Below are 17,555 nucleotides of genomic sequence, written 5' to 3'. Positions count from 1 at the left end.
TACCGTGAGCTTTTCGACTTCATCGACCCCCTCAGCTGAATTGATATGAGTAGGAGTTCTTTCGGTGGCTGACAACGACGAGCTACGCCGGTATTTGAAGAAGACCGCGAAGGAGCTGTACGAGACGAAACAGCAGCTGCGTGAGCTCACCGACCGGTCGCAGGAGCCGATCGCCATCGTCGGCATGGCCTGCCGGTACCCCGGTGGCGTGCGGTCACCAGAGGCTCTGTGGCGCATGACCGCGCACGGCGTGGACGCTGTCGGGGACTACCCGTCTGATCGAGGGTGGGACTTGGAGCGGCTGTTCAATCCGGATCCGGATGTGGCGGGCACGGTCTACACCCGTGCGGGCGGTTTCCTCGACTCGATCGGCGACTTCGACGCAGCCTTCTTCGGGATCGGCCCACGCGAGGCCGCGGCGATGGATCCACAGCAGCGTCTGATGTTGGAGGCGTCCTGGGAGGCGTTGGAGGATGCGGGTATCGACCCGGTGTCGTTGCGCGGCAGCGAAACCGGTGTTTTCGCTGGTGTCATTCACCAGTACTACGGTCCCCGTATCGGCTCCCCGACCATCAGCGCCGAGACGGAAGGCCATGCCTACCTCGGTGTTTCGAACAGCGTGCTGTCCGGTCGGATCGCGTACACCTTCGGTTTCAAAGGCCCGGCCATCTCGGTCGACACGGCGTGTTCGTCGTCGCTGGTGGCGTTGCATTTGGCGTGTCAGGCGTTGCGGCAGGGCGATGCCACAGTGGCTTTGGCGGGCGGTGTCACTGTGATGTCGGATCCGTCCCTGCTGATCGCGTTCGCGCGTCAGCGTGCACTGTCGTCGGATGCGCGTTGTAAGGCGTTCGCGGCGGCGGCGGATGGGACCGGTTTCTCCGAGGGGCTCGGGATGCTGGTGTTGGAGCGGTTGTCGGATGCCCGGCGGCTCGGTCATACCGTGCTGGCGGTGGTGCGTGGCAGCGCGGTGAATCAGGATGGCGCGAGTAATGGTTTGACCGCGCCGAATGGTCCGTCGCAGGAGCGGGTCATCGCGCAGGCGTTGGCGAACGCTGGACTGGATCCGTCGGATGTGGATGCGGTGGAGGCGCACGGCACGGGCACGATGTTGGGGGATCCGATCGAGGCGTCGGCGTTGATCAGCGTTTACGGGAAGCGGGGTGCGGGCGGGCCGTTGCGTTTGGGTTCGCTGAAGTCGAATGTCGGTCATACGTCGGCTGCGGCGGGTGTCGGTGGTGTGATCAAGATGGTGCAGGCTATGCGGCACGGTGTGTTGCCGAAGACGTTGCATGTGGATGCGCCGACGCCGCATGTGGATTGGTCTGCGGGTACGGTGCGGCTGCTCCAAGACAGTGAGCCGTGGCCGGTGGGGGAGCGGGTGCGTCGGGCGGGTGTGTCGTCGTTCGGGGCCAGTGGCACCAACGCTCATGTGATTCTGGAGGAGGCACCTGCCGAACCGGTCGCAGCCCAGGTGGGAGGCGAGTCCCCGGATGAGAGCACTCCGGGGCAGGCCGCCCAGGTGGGAGGCAATGCTGAGCAGGTGGCGGTTGTGGAGCCTAGCGGGGCGGATGTGGTTCCGCTGGTCTTGTCGGCCAAGTCCGCCGATGCGCTGGCAGCGCAGGCGGATCGCTTGCGGCAGTGGCTGATCGACCGACCGGATATCGATGTCGCGGATGTCGCGTATTCGTTGGTGACGTCACGGGCGTTGCTGGATCGGCGTGGGGTCGTTGTCGGGCAGGATCGAGACGAGTTGCTCGCCGGCCTGGCCGCGCTCGCGTCGGGTTCGGTGCTGCCGGGCCTCGTCGAAGGCGTGACTGCTCCGGGAAGGACGGCGTTCCTGTTCACCGGTCAAGGCGCACAACGGGTGGGTATGGGTGCGGGGTTGTATCGGGCGTTTCCGGCGTTCGCGGCGGCGTTGGACGAGGTGTGTGTCGAGTTCGATCGTCACCCGGGTGGCTCGTTGCGGGAGGTGATGTTCACCGATGTCGAGGGGGTGTTGGATCGGACGGAGTTCACGCAGTCGGCGTTGTTCGCGTTCGAGGTGGCATTGTTCCGGTTGCTGGAGTCGTTCGGTCTTGCTCCGGATGTCGTTGCGGGGCATTCGGTCGGTGAGTTGGCCGCGGCATACGTGGCGGGGGTGTGGTCGCTCGCGGATGCGTGTGTGTTGGTGGCGGCGCGTGGCCGGTTGATGGGGGTGTTGCCGGAGGGCGGGGCGATGCTCGCGGTCGCGGTGTCGGAGACCGAGGTGGCGGAGGTGATCGCCGAGTTCGGCGGTCGGGTGTCGCTTGCGGCGGTGAATGGTCCTGAGTCGGTGGTGTTGTCGGGGTATGCGGATGTCGTAGACGAGATTCGGCAACGGTTTGCCGATGTCGGCCGAAAGACCACGCAGTTGCGGGTTTCGCATGCGTTTCATTCAGTGTTGATGGAGCCGATGCTGGATGAGTTCCGTGCGGTGGCTGAAGGATTGACGTTTCGGGAGCCGTTGTTGCCGATCGTGTCGAACGTGTCGGGTGAGTTCGCCGGTGACGCGGTGATGGATCCGGGGTATTGGGTGGCGCAGGTGCGGGGTTGTGTGCGTTTCGCTCCCGGCATCGACACTCTGGTCGAGTCCGGTGTGCGGAGGTTTGTGGAGGTGGGTTCGGACGCGGTGCTGGCGGTGATGACCCGGGAGTGCTTGGCGGAGCGTCCAGAGGTCGAGTCGGTGTCGTCGGTGGCAGCGGCCACTCGTCGGTCGACTGATGAGGTGGCGCAGTTCGTGACGTCGTTGGCGCAGGTTCATGTCGCCGGTGTGGGGGTGGGTTGGGGGCCGTTGTTCGCCACACGTGGGGTGCGTCGGGTTGGGTTGCCGACGTATGCGTTCCAGCATCGCCGGTATTGGTTGCAGCCCAACAGTGACGCGTCGCAGTCATCGACGGATCATCCGACTTTGACGGGTGTCGTTGGTGTGGCGGGGACCGATGAGTGGTTGTTCACCGGCCGGTTCTCGTTGCGGACCCACCCGTGGATCGCCGATCACATGGCGCACGGTGTGGTGGTTGTGCCGGGCGTGCTGTTGCTCGAGTTCCTCCTCGCCGCGGGCCGCCGGATCGGTTGCGAAGTGGTCGAGGAAATCATTGTGCAGTCGCCGATCCGGCCCGGTGACGACGAGGTCGAGCTGCAAGTGTTGGTGCAGGCGCCCGACGAGTCCGGGCGGCGTTCGTTCGAGTGCTTCTACCGTAGGCCGTCCGACGCAGAATGGGTGCGCAACGCGACGGGTGCGCTTGCGGCGCAGTGGGACGGCGACTCGGCGTTGGCGTCGCGGCTGCGGGACGAGCAATGGCCGCCGGTCGATGCCGAACTCGTAGACGTGGACAGTGCGACGCTTCGGGAGCAGATCGCGAAGGACACCGGGCTCGAGTACGGTCCGGCGTTCATCGGTGTGCATGCTGTGTGGCAGCGGGGCGACACGGTGTTCTCGGAGGTCGTGTTGGACACCGACGCGGCGCCGGAGCCGGGGCGCTATGATCTGCATCCGGCTTTGCTGGAGCTGGTGATGCACGCCGGGCTTTCCCAGCTGATTTTCCGTCATCTGGATTCCGATGCCGACACTGGTTGGTTGTTGTTCCGGTGGGGTGGTGCGCGTTTCCACAAGCCGACGTCCGAGGCGGACGGCGGGCAGCGTATCTGGCCTGCGGTCTTGACCGCGCTTCGGGTTATCGCGGTCAAGACCGGAGCGGATACCGTGTCCGTCGCGGCCGTCGATCCGGACGGCAACCCGATCGTGTCGGTCGACGCGGTGCTGATGCGTCCGTATGACATCAAGGAATTCCGGCGCAGCCTGTCCGGTGACGAGGCCGGCTTGTATCAGGTCCGTTGGGAGTCCACCGCGGCAGCGCGGGTCGAGGGGCCGGTACCGGCTCTGGCCGTGCTCGCGGACACGACGGTGTCGGGTATCGAGGACTCTTATGCGTCGGTCGCCGATGTTGTTGTCGCCGAACGTGTTCCGGATGTGGTTGTCTGGCGGGCGACCGAGCAGGCCGTCGACGATCCGGCGGGGGTGCGGGCGCGAGTGCACGCCACGCTCGCCACGCTGAAATCGTTTCTTGCCGAGGAACGTCTGTCCGATATTCGGATGATGGTGGTCACCACCGGTGGCGCCGGGCTGCCCGGAGAGGTTCCGGATGCGGCGGCGGCTGCGGTATGGGGGTTGGTTCGCAGTGCGCAGTCGGAGAATCCGGGGCGGTTCGTTCTTGTCGATGAGGATCCGGCCCAGCCGCTGGATGTCGACCGGATCGTGGCTGTTCTGCGGGCGGACGAGCCGCAGGCCGCGGTGCGGGGTGCGCAGCTTCTGGTTCCCCGGCTTATTAGCGCATCCGTGGCGAGAGACACCGGTGCGCCGCCGTCGTTGGGGGATGGGGTGGTGTTGGTCACCGGCGGCACGGGTGGGCTGGGTGGGTTGTTCGCGCGCCATCTTGTCGCTGAGCATGGTGTGCGCAGGCTGGTGTTGACCTCGCGGCGGGGACCCGAGGCGGCCGGCTCGCAGGAGTTGGTCGCCGAACTGGCGCACGCGGGTGTCGACGCACGGGTGGTCGCCTGTGATGTCGCTGACCGTGAAGCGGTGCGGAAGCTGTTGGACACCATCGATTCCGATGGTGGGTTGGTTGGGGTGGTGCATTGCGCGGGGGTTCTCGACGACGGCACGGTGGAGTCGTTGACCGGTGAGCAGGTGGATCGGGTATTGGCACCGAAGGTGGACGGGGCCTGGTATCTGGACGAGCTGACTCGTGACCGTGGTGTGTCGGTGTTCGTGGTGTTCTCCTCGATCGCGGGGGTGCTCGGGTCCGCGGGGCAGGGAAACTATGGCGCAGCGAACGGTTTCCTGGACGCGTTGGCGCAGCGGCGCCGCGCGGCTGGGTTGCCTGCTGTGTCGCTGGCGTGGGGGCCGTGGAACCAGGGCGCCGGGATGACCAGAGGTTTGGGTGGTACCGCGATGGCGCGGTTGGGTCGGCTGGGGCTGGGCCAACTCGAGAATGCTGAAGGTGTGCGTCTTTTCGATGACGCCCTCGCCGGTGGCCTTGCTGGTGCCGATCCGTGCCTGGTGCCGGCCCGGTTCGATGCGAGTGTGCTGCGGCACGTGCCGGATCTTGATGCGGTACCCGCGGTATTGCGTGGGTTCGTGCCGGCTTCGTCCCGTCCGGCGCGGGCTGGCGGGAAGTCCTCGCCGGGCGCGGCGGGTGTGTTGGGTGCTCGGTTGGCTCAGGTGCCGCAGGCCCGGCGCGGTGAGGTGGTGTTGGCGGTGGTGTTGGCGGCGGCGGCGGCGGTGTTGGGGCATGACTCGGCCGCTGATATCCGACCCGATCAGCGCTTCGACGAGATCGGTTTCGATTCGCTGGGTGGTGTGGAGTTCCGTAACAGGCTGGCCAAAGCCACCGGTGTGCAGTTGCCCTCGACGTTGGTGTTCGACTATCCCACTCCGATGGCGGTGGCGAAACTGGTGGCCTCCCGGGTCGAACCGAAGGCGGTGGGTGGGCCGGTCAAGAAGGCGGTGCGTCGGGTTCGGGTGGACGAGCCCATCGCTATCGTGGGGATGGGTTGCCGGTTCCCCGGGGGTGTCAAGTCGCCGGATCAGCTGTGGGATCTGCTGACCGCCGGGACCGACGCGACCAGTGACTATCCGTCCGATCGTGGGTGGGATCTGGAGCGGTTGTTCGATCCCGATCCGGATAAGCCCGGCACTGTTTATGCCCGTCGGGCGGGGTTCCTGGATGACGCGGGTGATTTCGATGCCGGTTTCTTCGGTATCAGCCCGCGGGAGGCGTCGGCGATGGAGCCGCAGCAGCGTCAGTTGTTGGAGGCGTCCTGGGAGGCATTGGAGGAGGCGGGTATCGACCCGGTCTCGTTGCGTGGCAGTGACACCGGGGTGTTCGTGGGAGCATGCTACTCGACGTACTACACCCGGGTGGCCGGCGAATTGGAGAGTTATCGGCTCACCGGTTCCCAGTGCAGCGTGACCTCCGGCAGGCTGGCGTATGTCTTCGGTGTAGAAGGACCTACCGTCACGGTAGACACCGCGTGTTCGTCGTCGCTGGTCGCTTTGCATCTGGCCTGCCAAGCGTTGCGGCAGGGGGAGACCTCGCTGGCGCTGACGGGCGGTGTGACGGTTTATGCCGATCCCTTTCTCTCCGTCGAATTCGCGCGGCAGCGTGGTCTGTCGCCCGATGGACGTTGCAAGTCGTTCTCTGCCGCGGCCGACGGTGTCGCTTTCTCCGAGGGCGTTGGCGTGCTCGTGCTCGAACGCCTGTCGGACGCTCGTCGCTTGGGCCACGATGTGTTGGCGGTGGTGCGTGGTAGCGCGATCAATCAGGACGGTGCGTCGAATGGTTTGACCGCGCCGAACGGTCCGTCGCAGGAACGGGTGATCGCCGCGGCGTTGGCCAATGCCGGGTTGGAGCCCTCGGATGTGGATGCGGTGGAGGCACACGGCACCGGGACGCCGTTGGGTGATCCGATCGAGGCGCAGGCACTGATCGCCACCTACGGGCAGGACCGACCGGACCGGCCGCTGCACATCGGGTCGCTCAAGTCGAATATCGGACACACCGCCGCCGCGGCAGGCGTGGGCGGGGTGATCAAGATGGTACAGGCCCTACGACACGAAACCCTGCCCAAAACCTTGCACGTCGACGCACCGAGCCCGCGCGTGGACTGGTCGGCAGGCAACGTGCAGCTACTGACCCAGCCACAACCATGGCCAGCCAACCAACGCGTCCGCCGCGCCGGGATATCGTCCTTCGGCGTCTCCGGCACCAACGCACACGCCATCCTCGAAGAAGCGCCTGCTCGGTCTGTGCGGCCAAGCCCGGACGCGGTAGCGCAGCGTGACCACGAAGGGCTCCGCACAGACATCGGACCCCGGCGAGTCCCAACCCGGCAGCCCGCGCCGGCCGGCCGGCCGCGCCTCGCCGCGGCCGTTCCGTTGCTGGTGTCGGCGAAATCCGAGTCGGGTTTGCGGGCGCAGGCGGATCGGTTGCGGCGGTGGGTGGTCGGTAATCCTGATGCGGATGTGTGGGATATCGCGCACTCGTTGGTGACGTCCCGTTCCCGGTTGGACTGGCGCGGAGTCGTCGTCGGTCGTGATCGGGAGCAGCTTTTGGCTGGTCTGGCGGATTTGGCGGTGGGTGTGGTGTCTTCTGGTGTTGTCGAGGGGGTGGTGGGGTCGGGTAGGACGGCGTTCCTGTTCACGGGGCAGGGTGCGCAGCGTGGTGGGATGGGTGCGGGCTTGTATGGGTCGTTCGGGGTGTTCGCGGCGGCGTTCGATGAGGTGTGTTCGGGGTTCGATCCTCTGCTTGGGCGGTCGTTGAAGGATTTGGTGTTCGATCAGGGTGGGGCGGTGTTGTTGGATCGGACGGAGTTCACTCAGCCCGCATTGTTCGCGTTCGAGGTGGCGTTGTTCCGGTTGATGGAATCGTTCGGGATCGCGGCGAACATGCTGATCGGGCATTCGATCGGTGAGCTGGCGGCTGCGTATGTGGCCGGGGTGTGGTCGATGTCGGATGCCTGTCGTCTGGTCGCGGCACGTGGTCGGTTGATGGGGGCGTTGCCTGAGGGTGGGGCGATGGTGGCGGTGGCTGTCGGGGAGGCGGACGCGGCGGGAATCATCGCCGGGTATGGGGGCAGGCTGTCGGTTGCGGCGGTGAACGGTCCGTCGTCGGTGGTGTTGTCCGGGGATGTGGATGCTGTCGACGAGGTGGAATTGCGCGTGGCTGCGGAAGGCCGGAAAACCAACCGGTTGCGGGTCGGCCACGCGTTCCATTCGGCGCGGATGGATGCGATGTTGGCTGAGTTCCGGTCGGTGGCCGAGGGAGTGACCTACCATCTGCCGAACGTTCCGATCGTGTCGAATGTCAGTGGCGCTGTTGTCGGTGTGGAGTTGACCGATCCGGGGTATTGGGTGGAGCAGGTGCGTGGTTGTGTCCGGTTCGCGCCCGGGATCGACACCCTGGTCAAGGCCGGAGTGCGGCGGTTTGTGGAGATCGGGCCGGATGCCGTGCTGTCCGCGATGGCTCGGCAGTGTCTTGCCGAGACTCCGGACGTCGAGGCCCGCTCGACCGTGGTCGCGACCGCCCGACGCTCGATCGACGAGCCGACTCAGTTCGTGTCCGCACTGGCGCAGGCCCATGCGGCGGGTGTGGATATGGATTGGAAGCCACTGTTCGAGGGCCGCACTGTCTCGCGGGTTCCGCTGCCCACCTATGCATTCCAGCACCAGCGGTATTGGCTGCAGCCGATTGTCGGGACACCGTCGGCGTCGAGTCATCCGGTGTTGACCGGTGTGGTGCGGGTCGCGGGCAAGGACGAGTGGCTGTTCACCGGTCGGCTTTCGGTGGCGTCGCATCCGTGGATCGCCGATCACATGGTATTCGGCGCGATACTGCTCCCGGGAGCCGGTTTCGTGGAATTGGCGTTGGCGGTCGGTGCTCGATTGGGTATCGAGATCATCGACGAGCTGGTCCTGGAAGCACCCCTGCGATTGCACGACCGGACCGAGGTCGACGTCCAGGTCGGTGTCGAAGAGCCCGATGACGACGGGCGCAGACGCTTCGTCGTGGCGTCCAGGGTAATCGGCGAACACTCGGACAACGGATCCGGAATCACGCACGCGCGTGGCATCCTCGCTCCCAGCGCGGTGAGTGATGCCCCCGCCCATGACAGCGTCGACAGCACGGAAGCCTGCCCCGGAGTGCCTGTACCCGGGGACGATGTGACGTTTGGTGATTCGATGTACGGCCGGTTGGCCGCACGCGGACTCGGCTACGGACCCGCGTTCCAGGGGGTGACTCGCCGGTGGCGGGACGGCGGCGGTGATGTCCTGGCGGATGTGCGACTGCCGGCCGAGGGCGGCACGGATGCCGACCGGTTCCGTATCCATCCCGCGTTGCTGGACTCCGCGGTGCATGCTGCGATGGAGGAGTTGGCCGCCGGTTTTGCGGCCGACCAGGCGCCGCTGCCGTTCTCGTTCACCGGTGTGCGGCTGTACCGTCCCGGGGCGACGGCCGTGCAGGCACGAATCCGCCGCAGCGAAGCCAATAGCGGTATGAGCGTCAAGCCCGAGGCGGCAGCGGAGCTTGACCACGAGGGCCGAGCGAATGCCGCAATCCAACACAGCGGCGGTATCCGGCTCGAGCTCAGCGACGACACAGGCGCTCTGGTATTGACCGTCGAGTTAGTGCAAACGCGTTCGATGAACAGCACGGCATTGCACGATGGTCGATCTTCCGGTCGCCACCGGCTCTACGACGTGCAGTGGAGCCCAGTCGACTGTGTCGATGCACAGCCGCTCCGCTCCATCGCTTCCCATGGTGCGGATAGCCGGCGGATAGCCGTCGTAGGCTCGACGCAGGCCGATGGGCCTGCCCTGGAGTGCCCCCGGCCAAAAGACCACCGGGACAAGCTCTATCCGGGGTTTGCGGAGAGCTATCCGGACATGACCACGCTGGGCGAGGTCGCCGGGGACAACGGTCCGGATGTGCTGGTGTGGTTCGCCGATGATCTCCCCGAGGAAAGTGGGGCATTGTCGGCGGTCGTCGTGCGTGGACGTGTGCACACGGTGCTGGCGACGGTTCGCTCGTGGTTGTCTCTGGCCGCGGCCGATGCGCTACTGGTTGTGGTGACGCGCAATGGCGCGGGTCTGTCGGGCGAGAATCCCGATCTGGCCGCTGCGGCCACCTGGGGTCTGCTGCGCAGCGCTCAATCGGAGAATCCCGGGCGGATTGTCTTGCTGGACAGCGACAGCGACGGCAAGGTGACCCCGGAACTGATCTCGGTGGCCGTGGCCGCCGACGAGGCGCAGCTGGCACTGCGCGCGGGTGGGTTGCTGGCGCCGCGGCTGACCCGTCGCGACGCGCCCACGACCGGGGCGGCCATCGAGCTCGGCTCGGGTGCGGTGCTGATCACCGGCGGCACCGGCGGTTTGGGTGCGCTGGTGGCACGGCATCTCGCCGGGACGCACGGTGCGCGTGACCTGGTGTTGGTGTCCCGACGTGGTGAGCGGGCCGACGGCGTCGCCGAACTCGTGGCCGAGCTGGCCGAACTCGGGGCTCGGACGCGGGTGGTGGCTTGCGATGTGAGCGATCGCGCCGCCGTGAGGGCGATGCTCGACGACATCTCCGACGGTCCCGCGGTGACGGCCGTCATTCACGCGGCGGGTGTGCTGGCCGCCGGTACCGTCGACACGCTCACGTCCGATCAGGTCGACCGGGTGCTCGTGCCGAAGGTTGACGCGGCGCTGAACTTGCATGAGCTCACCCTGGATCGCGAGTTGTCGGCGTTCGTCATGTTCTCCTCGATCGCGGCGGTTCTCGGATCGCCGCGTCAGGGCAACTACGCGGCGGCGAACTCGGTGCTGGACGCGTTGGCGCGCCGCCGCGTCCACGCCGGCCTGGCCGCGGTCTCCGTGGCGTGGGGTCCGTGGAACCAAGACAGCGGGATGACGGCCGAACTGGGCACGGGCGCAGTGGAGCGGTTGTCGCACATGGGGTTCCGCCCGCTGGCCGAAGCCGATGGGCTCGCGCTATTCGATCTGGCGGGTGGTGTGGGCGAACCGTTCCTCGCCGCGGTCGACTTCGAGATGGCGGCACTGTCGGTTCAGGCCCGCGCGGGCCTGTTGCCCGGGCTGCTGCAGTCGCTGATGCCCGCGCCTCGCCGCGCCGACAGTGGCGGGAGGGACCTGGCGCGGCGGTTGGCGTCGGCGTCGGCGGAGAAGCACGACGCGATCGTTCTCGATTTCGTGCGGGATCAGGTTGCTGCGGTGCTGGGTCATGCCTCCGGCGAGCTGATCGACGTCGAGAAGCCGTTCAGTGACATGGGTTTCGATTCGCTGGGCGCGGTGGAGTTCCGCAACCGGCTCGCCACGACCACTGGATTGCGGCTGCCCTCCACCCTCGTCTTCGACTACCCCACCGCCCGGGCGGTGGCGACGTTCATCGAGTCCCGGATCGAGCCGAAGACGGTGGGCGAACCGGTCGAAAAAGCCGCGCGCCTGGTGCGCGCCGACGAGCCGATCGCGATCGTGGGCATGGCCTGCCGGTATCCCGGTGGTGTCGAGTCTCCGGACGAACTGTGGGATCTGGTGTTGTCGGGAACGGACGCCATCAGTGAGTTTCCGTCGGATCGCGGTTGGGCGCTGGATCGCCTGTTTCATCGGGACCCGGAACACCCGGGGACGTCCTATGTGCGGGCGGGCGGGTTCCTGAGGAATGCGGCCGATTTCGACGCGGGCTTCTTCGGCATCGGCCCTCGTGAGGCGATCGCGATGGATCCGCAGCAGCGGTTGTTGTTGGAGGTGTCGTGGGAGGCGTTGGAGCAGGCTGGGATCGATCCGACGTCGTTGCGGGGCAGCGACACCGGTGTTTACACCGGAGTGACGTACCAGGACTACGAAGCCCTGACCCGTAAGGCCGGGCCCGAGGTCGAGGGGTATATCGGAACCGGCGCCGCGGCAAGCGTGGTGTCCGGGCGGGTGGCGTATGCGTTGGGCTTGGAGGGGCCCGCGATGACGGTGGATACGGCGTGCTCGTCGTCGTTGGTGGCGTTGCATGTGGCATGTCGGGCGCTGCGTCAGGGGGAGAGTTCGTTGGCGTTGGTGGGTGGTGCGACTGTCATGGCGACACCGATGCCGTTCATAGAGTTCTCGCGGCAGCGTGGTTTGGCTCCCGACGGTCGGTGCAAGGCGTTCTCGGCGGCGGCTGATGGGGTGGCGTGGTCGGAGGGCGCGGCGGTGCTGGTGGTGGAACGGCTGTCGGACGCAAGGCGCCTCGGCCACGAAGTGTTGGCGGTGGTGCGTGGCAGTGCGGTCAATCAGGATGGTGCGAGCAATGGTTTGACAGCGCCGAATGGTCCGTCGCAGGAGCGGGTGATCGCGTCGGCGTTGGCCGACGCGGGCCTGCGCCCGGTGGATGTGGACGCGGTGGAGGCGCACGGGACGGGGACGGCGTTGGGTGATCCGATCGAGGCGCAGGCGTTGCTTGCCGTGTATGGGCAGGATCGGTCGGAGCCGCTGCGTCTGGGTTCGCTGAAGTCCAATATCGGTCACACGCAGGCGGCGGCGGGTGTGGGTGGGGTGATCAAGATGGTGCAGGCGTTGCGGCACGAAACCCTGCCCGAGACGTTGCATGTGGATGAGCCGAGCCCGCACGTGGATTGGTCGGCGGGGGCTGTCCGGTTGTTGACCGAGGCTCAGGCGTGGCCCGCGGGTGAGCGGGTGCGGCGTGCGGGGGTGTCGTCGTTCGGGATCAGCGGCACGAACGCGCACGTGATTCTCGAGGAGCCGCCGATGACGCCGGTGCCCCGTGTCGAGCCTGCGTCTGCCGGGTCGGACAGTGACATCCCTGATATCGCCGTGGTGCCGCTAGTGGTGTCGGCGAAGTCGGAGGAGGGATTGCGGGGGCAGGCGGACCGGCTGCGGGCGTGGTTGGTCGACCGTCCGGATGTGGATACTTGGGCGGTGGCGCGGGCCTTGGTGGACTCGCGGGCGTTGCTGGATCGGCGGGCAGTCGTCGTCGCGCGTGATCGGGCGGAGTTGCTGGCAGGGCTGGCCGCGCTGGCAGATTCCTCCTCGGGGTCGGCTTCCCCGGATGTAAGCACTCCGGGACAGGCGGCGTTGGTGGTCGACGGCGTTGCGGGTTCGGGAAAAGCGGCCTTCCTGTTCACCGGTCAAGGCGCACAACGGGTGGGAATGGGTGCGGGGTTGTACGAGGCGTTTCCGGCGTTCGCGGCAGCGTTGGACGAGGTATGCGCCGAGTTCGACCGGCACCGCGGCAAGGCCGACACGTCAGCAGACCACCACCCTTCGAGGAGCTTCGCGCCGTCGTTGAAGGAGGTGATGTTCACCGATGTCGAGGGTGTGTTGGATCGGACGGAGTGGACGCAGCCGGCGTTGTTCGCGTTCGAGGTGGCGATGTTCCGGTTGCTGGAGTCGTTCGGTCTCACTCCGGATGTCGTTGCGGGGCATTCGATCGGTGAGTTGGCCGCGGCATACGTGGCGGGGGTGTGGTCGCTGGCGGATGCGTGTGTGCTGGTGGCGGCGCGTGGCCGGTTGATGGGTGCGCTGCCCGCAGGCGGGGCGATGCTCGCCGTCGCCGTGGCGGAGACAGAAATGGCGGAGGTGATCGCCGAGTACGGCGGTCGCGTGTCGATCGCGGCGGTGAACGGGCCGGAGTCGGTGGTGATCTCCGGCGACGCCGACGCCGTCGACGACGTGGAGCGGTCGTTGTCGGGTCAGCGCCGTAAAACCACCCGGCTGCGGGTATCGCATGCGTTCCATTCGGTGTTGATCGAGCCCATGCTGAACGAGTTCCGTTCTGTGGCCGAGAGATTGACGTATCGGGAGCCGTTGATGCCGATCGTGTCGAACGTGTCGGGTGAGCAGGCTGGTGACGAGGTGTGTGATCCGGAGTATTGGGTGGCGCAGGTGCGTGGTTGTGTGCGGTTCGCTCCCGGGGTGGACACGTTGGTCTCCTCCGGTGTGCGCAAGTTTGTGGAGGTGGGTCCGGACGCGGTGTTGGCCGCGATGACCCGGGAGTGTTTGGCGGAGCGTTCGGAGGCGGAAACGAAGTCGTTGGTGGTGGCGTCGTCGCGGCGGTCGGTGGATGAGGCGGTCGGGTTCGTCACGTGCCTCGCGCACGCCCACGTGGTGGGTATGCCGGTGGACGTGCGGGGTTTGCTCGCCGGGCGTGGGGTGCGTCGGGTTGGGTTGCCGACGTATGCGTTTCAGCGGCAGCGGTTTTGGTTGGCTGCCGCTGCCGCGGGTGATGTTCGGACGTCGGGTCTGGAGGGTGTGGAGCATCCGTTGTTGGGTGCGGCGGTGTGGTTGCCGGATTCCGAGGGGGTGGTGTTGACGGGTCGTTTGTCGTTGTCGAGTCATCCGTGGTTGGCCGATCACGTGATCGGCGGGGTGGTGTTGTTGCCGGGGACGGCGTTTGTGGAGTTGGCGTTGCATGTCGGGGGGATGGTCGGCTGTGCGCGGTTGGCGGAGTTGGTGGTTTCCGGCCCGTTGGTTGTGCCGTCGGTGGGTGCGGTGGAGTTGCGGGTGATGGCGGCTGGTCCTGATGATGCGGGTTCGCGGGTGGTGTCGGTGTATTCGCGTCCGCAACGTGATGGTGAGTCGGATCGGGCGGAGTGGGTTCGCCATGCGTCGGGAACTGTCGTCGCGCAGTCGCAGTCGCAGTCGCAGTCGCAGTCGCAGTCGCAGTCGTCGCTGGTCGCGTCGTCGGCGAGTTGGCCGCCGGTTGGGGCGTTGCCGGTGGAGGTCGGTGATGTGTATGCGGAGTTGGCTGAGCGTGGTTACGGCTACGGACCGCTCTTCCGAGGGTTGACCGCGTTGTGGCGGCGCGGTGACGAGGTGTTCGCGGAGGTGACTCTGCCGGAGCAGGTGCAGTCGTCGGCGGGGTTCGGGGTGCATCCGGCGTTGTTGGACGCGGCTTTGCATGCGGTCGCTTTCGGTGGGTTGGCCGAGCCTGCCGCGGCAGGTGAGGTTCTGGTGCCATATTCGTGGGAGAACGTTGACGTGCATGCTGTCGGAGCTGGGTCGGTGCGGGTCCGGCTGCGGGCGGCTGGGCCTGAGGAGGGCAATCAGCGGATCGCGTTGACGCTCACTGATTCTCAGGGTGCGCCGGTTGTCGAGGTCGGGACGTTGACTCTGCGTCCGATCCCGGTCGGCGCCTTCGGTGTATCCGGCGCGCCGGGAGCGGGTAGTGGCCTGCACCGACTGCGTTGGGTTTCGTTGGCCGTGCGGGAGCCGAGTGACCTTGTCGCGGACGAGCATTGGGCGAGTACGGACGAGGGCGAGACGGTGATCGTCGATGGCAGGCCCGTGACAGTGTTGCGGGTAGAGCAGACACACGTGGATGGGGATGTGCCGGGTGCGGTTCACGGTCGGGTCGTCGAGGTAGCGGCGCGGCTGCGGGAGCTGCTGGCTCAGCATGAGCGGATCGTCGCCGTGACCAGGCGTGCGGTCGCGGTGGAACTCGGCGAACCGGTGGATCTCGTTGGCGCGGCGGTGTGGGGTTTGCTGCGTAGCGGGCAGAACGAGAACCCCGGCCGGATCGCGATCGTCGACGTGGACCGCTGGCAGGACTACCGTGCCGGCGTTGTCGTCGCTTTGGCTATCGGGGATGAACCTCAGGTGGCGTTGCGGCGCGGGTTGCCGTATGCGGCGCGGTTGAGTCGTGGTGTCGGCGATATGGTGGGTGCGAGTGATCTGGTGGGTGCTCCGGCATGGGCGTTGACTCAGCTCGGCAAGGGCACTCTGACCGGTGACAACCTCGTGCTGGTCGAGACGCCAGCCGCGCTGGAGGCGCTCGGTCCCGGTCAGGTTCGGGTGGGCCTGCGCGCGGCAGGCGTCAACTTCCGTGACGTGCTGATCGCCCTGGATATGTATTCGGACGCGGACGCCGCTATCGATGGTGCCGGGGTGGTGTTGGAGGTGGCGTCGGATGTCACTGAATTCGTGCCTGGTGATCGGGTTTTCGGGTTCGTCTCTGATATCGGTTCGGTGGTGGTGACCGACAGCAGGCTGCTTGCTCGGGTGCCGCGGGGTTGGTCGTTCGCGCAGGCGGCGGCGGTGTCGGCGGTGTTCGTGACGGCGTATTACGGTGTGGTCGATCTGGCCGGTGCGCGACCCGGAGAGACGTTGTTGTTGCATGCCGCGACTGGTGGTGTGGGTATGGCGGCTGTGCAGTTGGCGCGTTATCTGGGTTTGCGGTTGTTGGTGACGGCGAGTCGGCCGAAGTGGGATGTGTTGCGGGGTATGGGGTTCGAGGACGCGGTGATCGGTGATTCGCGCACGCTGGATTTCGAGCGGAAGTTCCTCGAGGTCACCGATGGTCGTGGTGTCGATATCGTGTTGGATTCGTTGGCTGGTGAGTTCGTGGATGCCTCGCTGCGGTTGTTGCCTCGTGGTGGTCGTTTCCTGGAGATGGGGTTGACCGATCGCCGTGATCCGGCTGAGGTCGCCGAGCGGCACCCGGGTGTGCACTATCGGGGCTTCCATCTCAACGAGATCAGCCCCGACCGGCTGCACGAGATTCTGAACATCCTCGTCGACCTGTTCGACACGGGTGTGCTGGCCTTGCCCCCGATGACCGGGTGGGATGTGCGGCAGGCGCCGGAAGCGTTCCGATTTCTGAGTCAGGCCCGGCATATCGGCAAGAACGTGCTCTCTATTCCGGTGCCGTCGCGACCTGAGGGCACGGTGTTGATTACCGGTGGTACTGGTGGGTTGGGTGCGGTGGCGGCTCGTCATTTTGTTGTGCAGCGTGGTGTGCGGCGGTTGGTGTTGGCCAGTCGGCGTGGTCTGGATGCCGACGGCGCGGCCGATCTCGCGGCTGAATTGACCGCGTTGGGTGCGCATGTGGATGTGGTTGCGTGTGATGTGGCTGATCGTGCGGCGCTGGATGGGTTGTTGTCGGCGATCCCGCCCGAGTATCCGTTGACCGGTGTCGTGCATGCGGCAGGTGTGTTGGCTGATGGCTTGTTCACCGATATGACGCCGGAGCAGTTCGTGACGGTGTTGCGTCCGAAGGTCGATGCCGCGTGGAATTTGCATGAGGCCACCAAGGATCTGGATCTGTCGATGTTCGTGCTCTACTCCTCGATCGCGGGCACACTCGGCAATCCGGGGCAGGCCAATTACGCGGCGGCGAACACGTTCCTCGACGCTGTGGCTCATCACCGGCACCGCGTCGGGTTGCCCGCGACGTCGGTGGCGTGGGGTCCGTGGTCTGGGACCAACGGTATGACCAGCACTATCACCGAGGCCGACTTCGCGCGGATGCGACGCTGGGGGCTGGTCCCGCTCGAAGAGAACTACGGGATGTCGCTGCTGGATGCCGCTTTGGCAGCTGGTCTCCCGACAAGCGTCGGCGTGCGGCTCGACGTTGCGGCGCTCACTGCGGAGGCCGCTTCGGGTTCGCTGCCCAGAGCGCTGAGCTCTTTGGTCACCGTTCCCGCGGCGCGTCGCGCCGGCAGCGTGGGGTCGTCTGCCGGGCGCCTGGCCGCCACACCCGGACCCGACCGTGCGGGTGTCGTGCTCGCCGTCGTCCAGGAACACGTCGCGGCAGTCCTGGGACACCCGTCGGCCGCTGCCATCGATCCCGAGACCCCGTTCAACGAACTGGGATTCGATTCGCTCGGGGGCGTCGAGCTGCGCAATCGGCTCACCAAGGTGACGGGCATGGAACTGCCGTCGACGCTGGTGTTCGATTATCCGACCACCACCGCCGTCGCGACATTCATGCGCTCGGAGTGGGAAGCCATGTCGACCACATCGGTGGTCGACGACCAGGTCGACAACCAGATCGCCGCGCTCCGATCGCTGTTGGCGACCATGCCGTCCGCTGGGGAGAAGACGCGCCTGGCCAAGCGGATCCGCGCGACGCTGGCCGAAGCTCTGGAGGAAAGCGAATCCACGGCCAACAGTGACCGCGTCGCCGTCGAGGACCGCGTCGCCGTCGAGGCGGCGAGTGCTGCCGAACTCTACGCACTTATCGACCAGCAGATAAACCCGCAGTAAGGGAATG

1 protein-coding gene is annotated in these 17,555 nt (G+C 66.5%); it reads left to right on the top strand.

Annotated features, from left to right (window positions below):
• The first annotated feature begins 64 nt into the window (after positions 1 to 64).
• Positions 65 to 17,548 carry an SDR family NAD(P)-dependent oxidoreductase gene (locus OHB12_RS15680; protein ID WP_327120210.1) on the top strand — a complete coding sequence of 5,828 codons (17,484 nt, stop codon included), beginning with the start codon at positions 65 to 67 and terminating at the stop codon, positions 17,546 to 17,548.
• Positions 17,549 to 17,555: the final 7 nt, after the last annotated feature.

It is taken from the genome of Nocardia sp. NBC_01730, assembly GCF_035920445.1.
In the GTDB taxonomy this organism is placed as follows: domain Bacteria; phylum Actinomycetota; class Actinomycetes; order Mycobacteriales; family Mycobacteriaceae; genus Nocardia.
The sequence above is the reverse complement of the archived record's forward strand: the minus strand, read 5'-3'. Positions and strand labels throughout refer to the sequence as shown.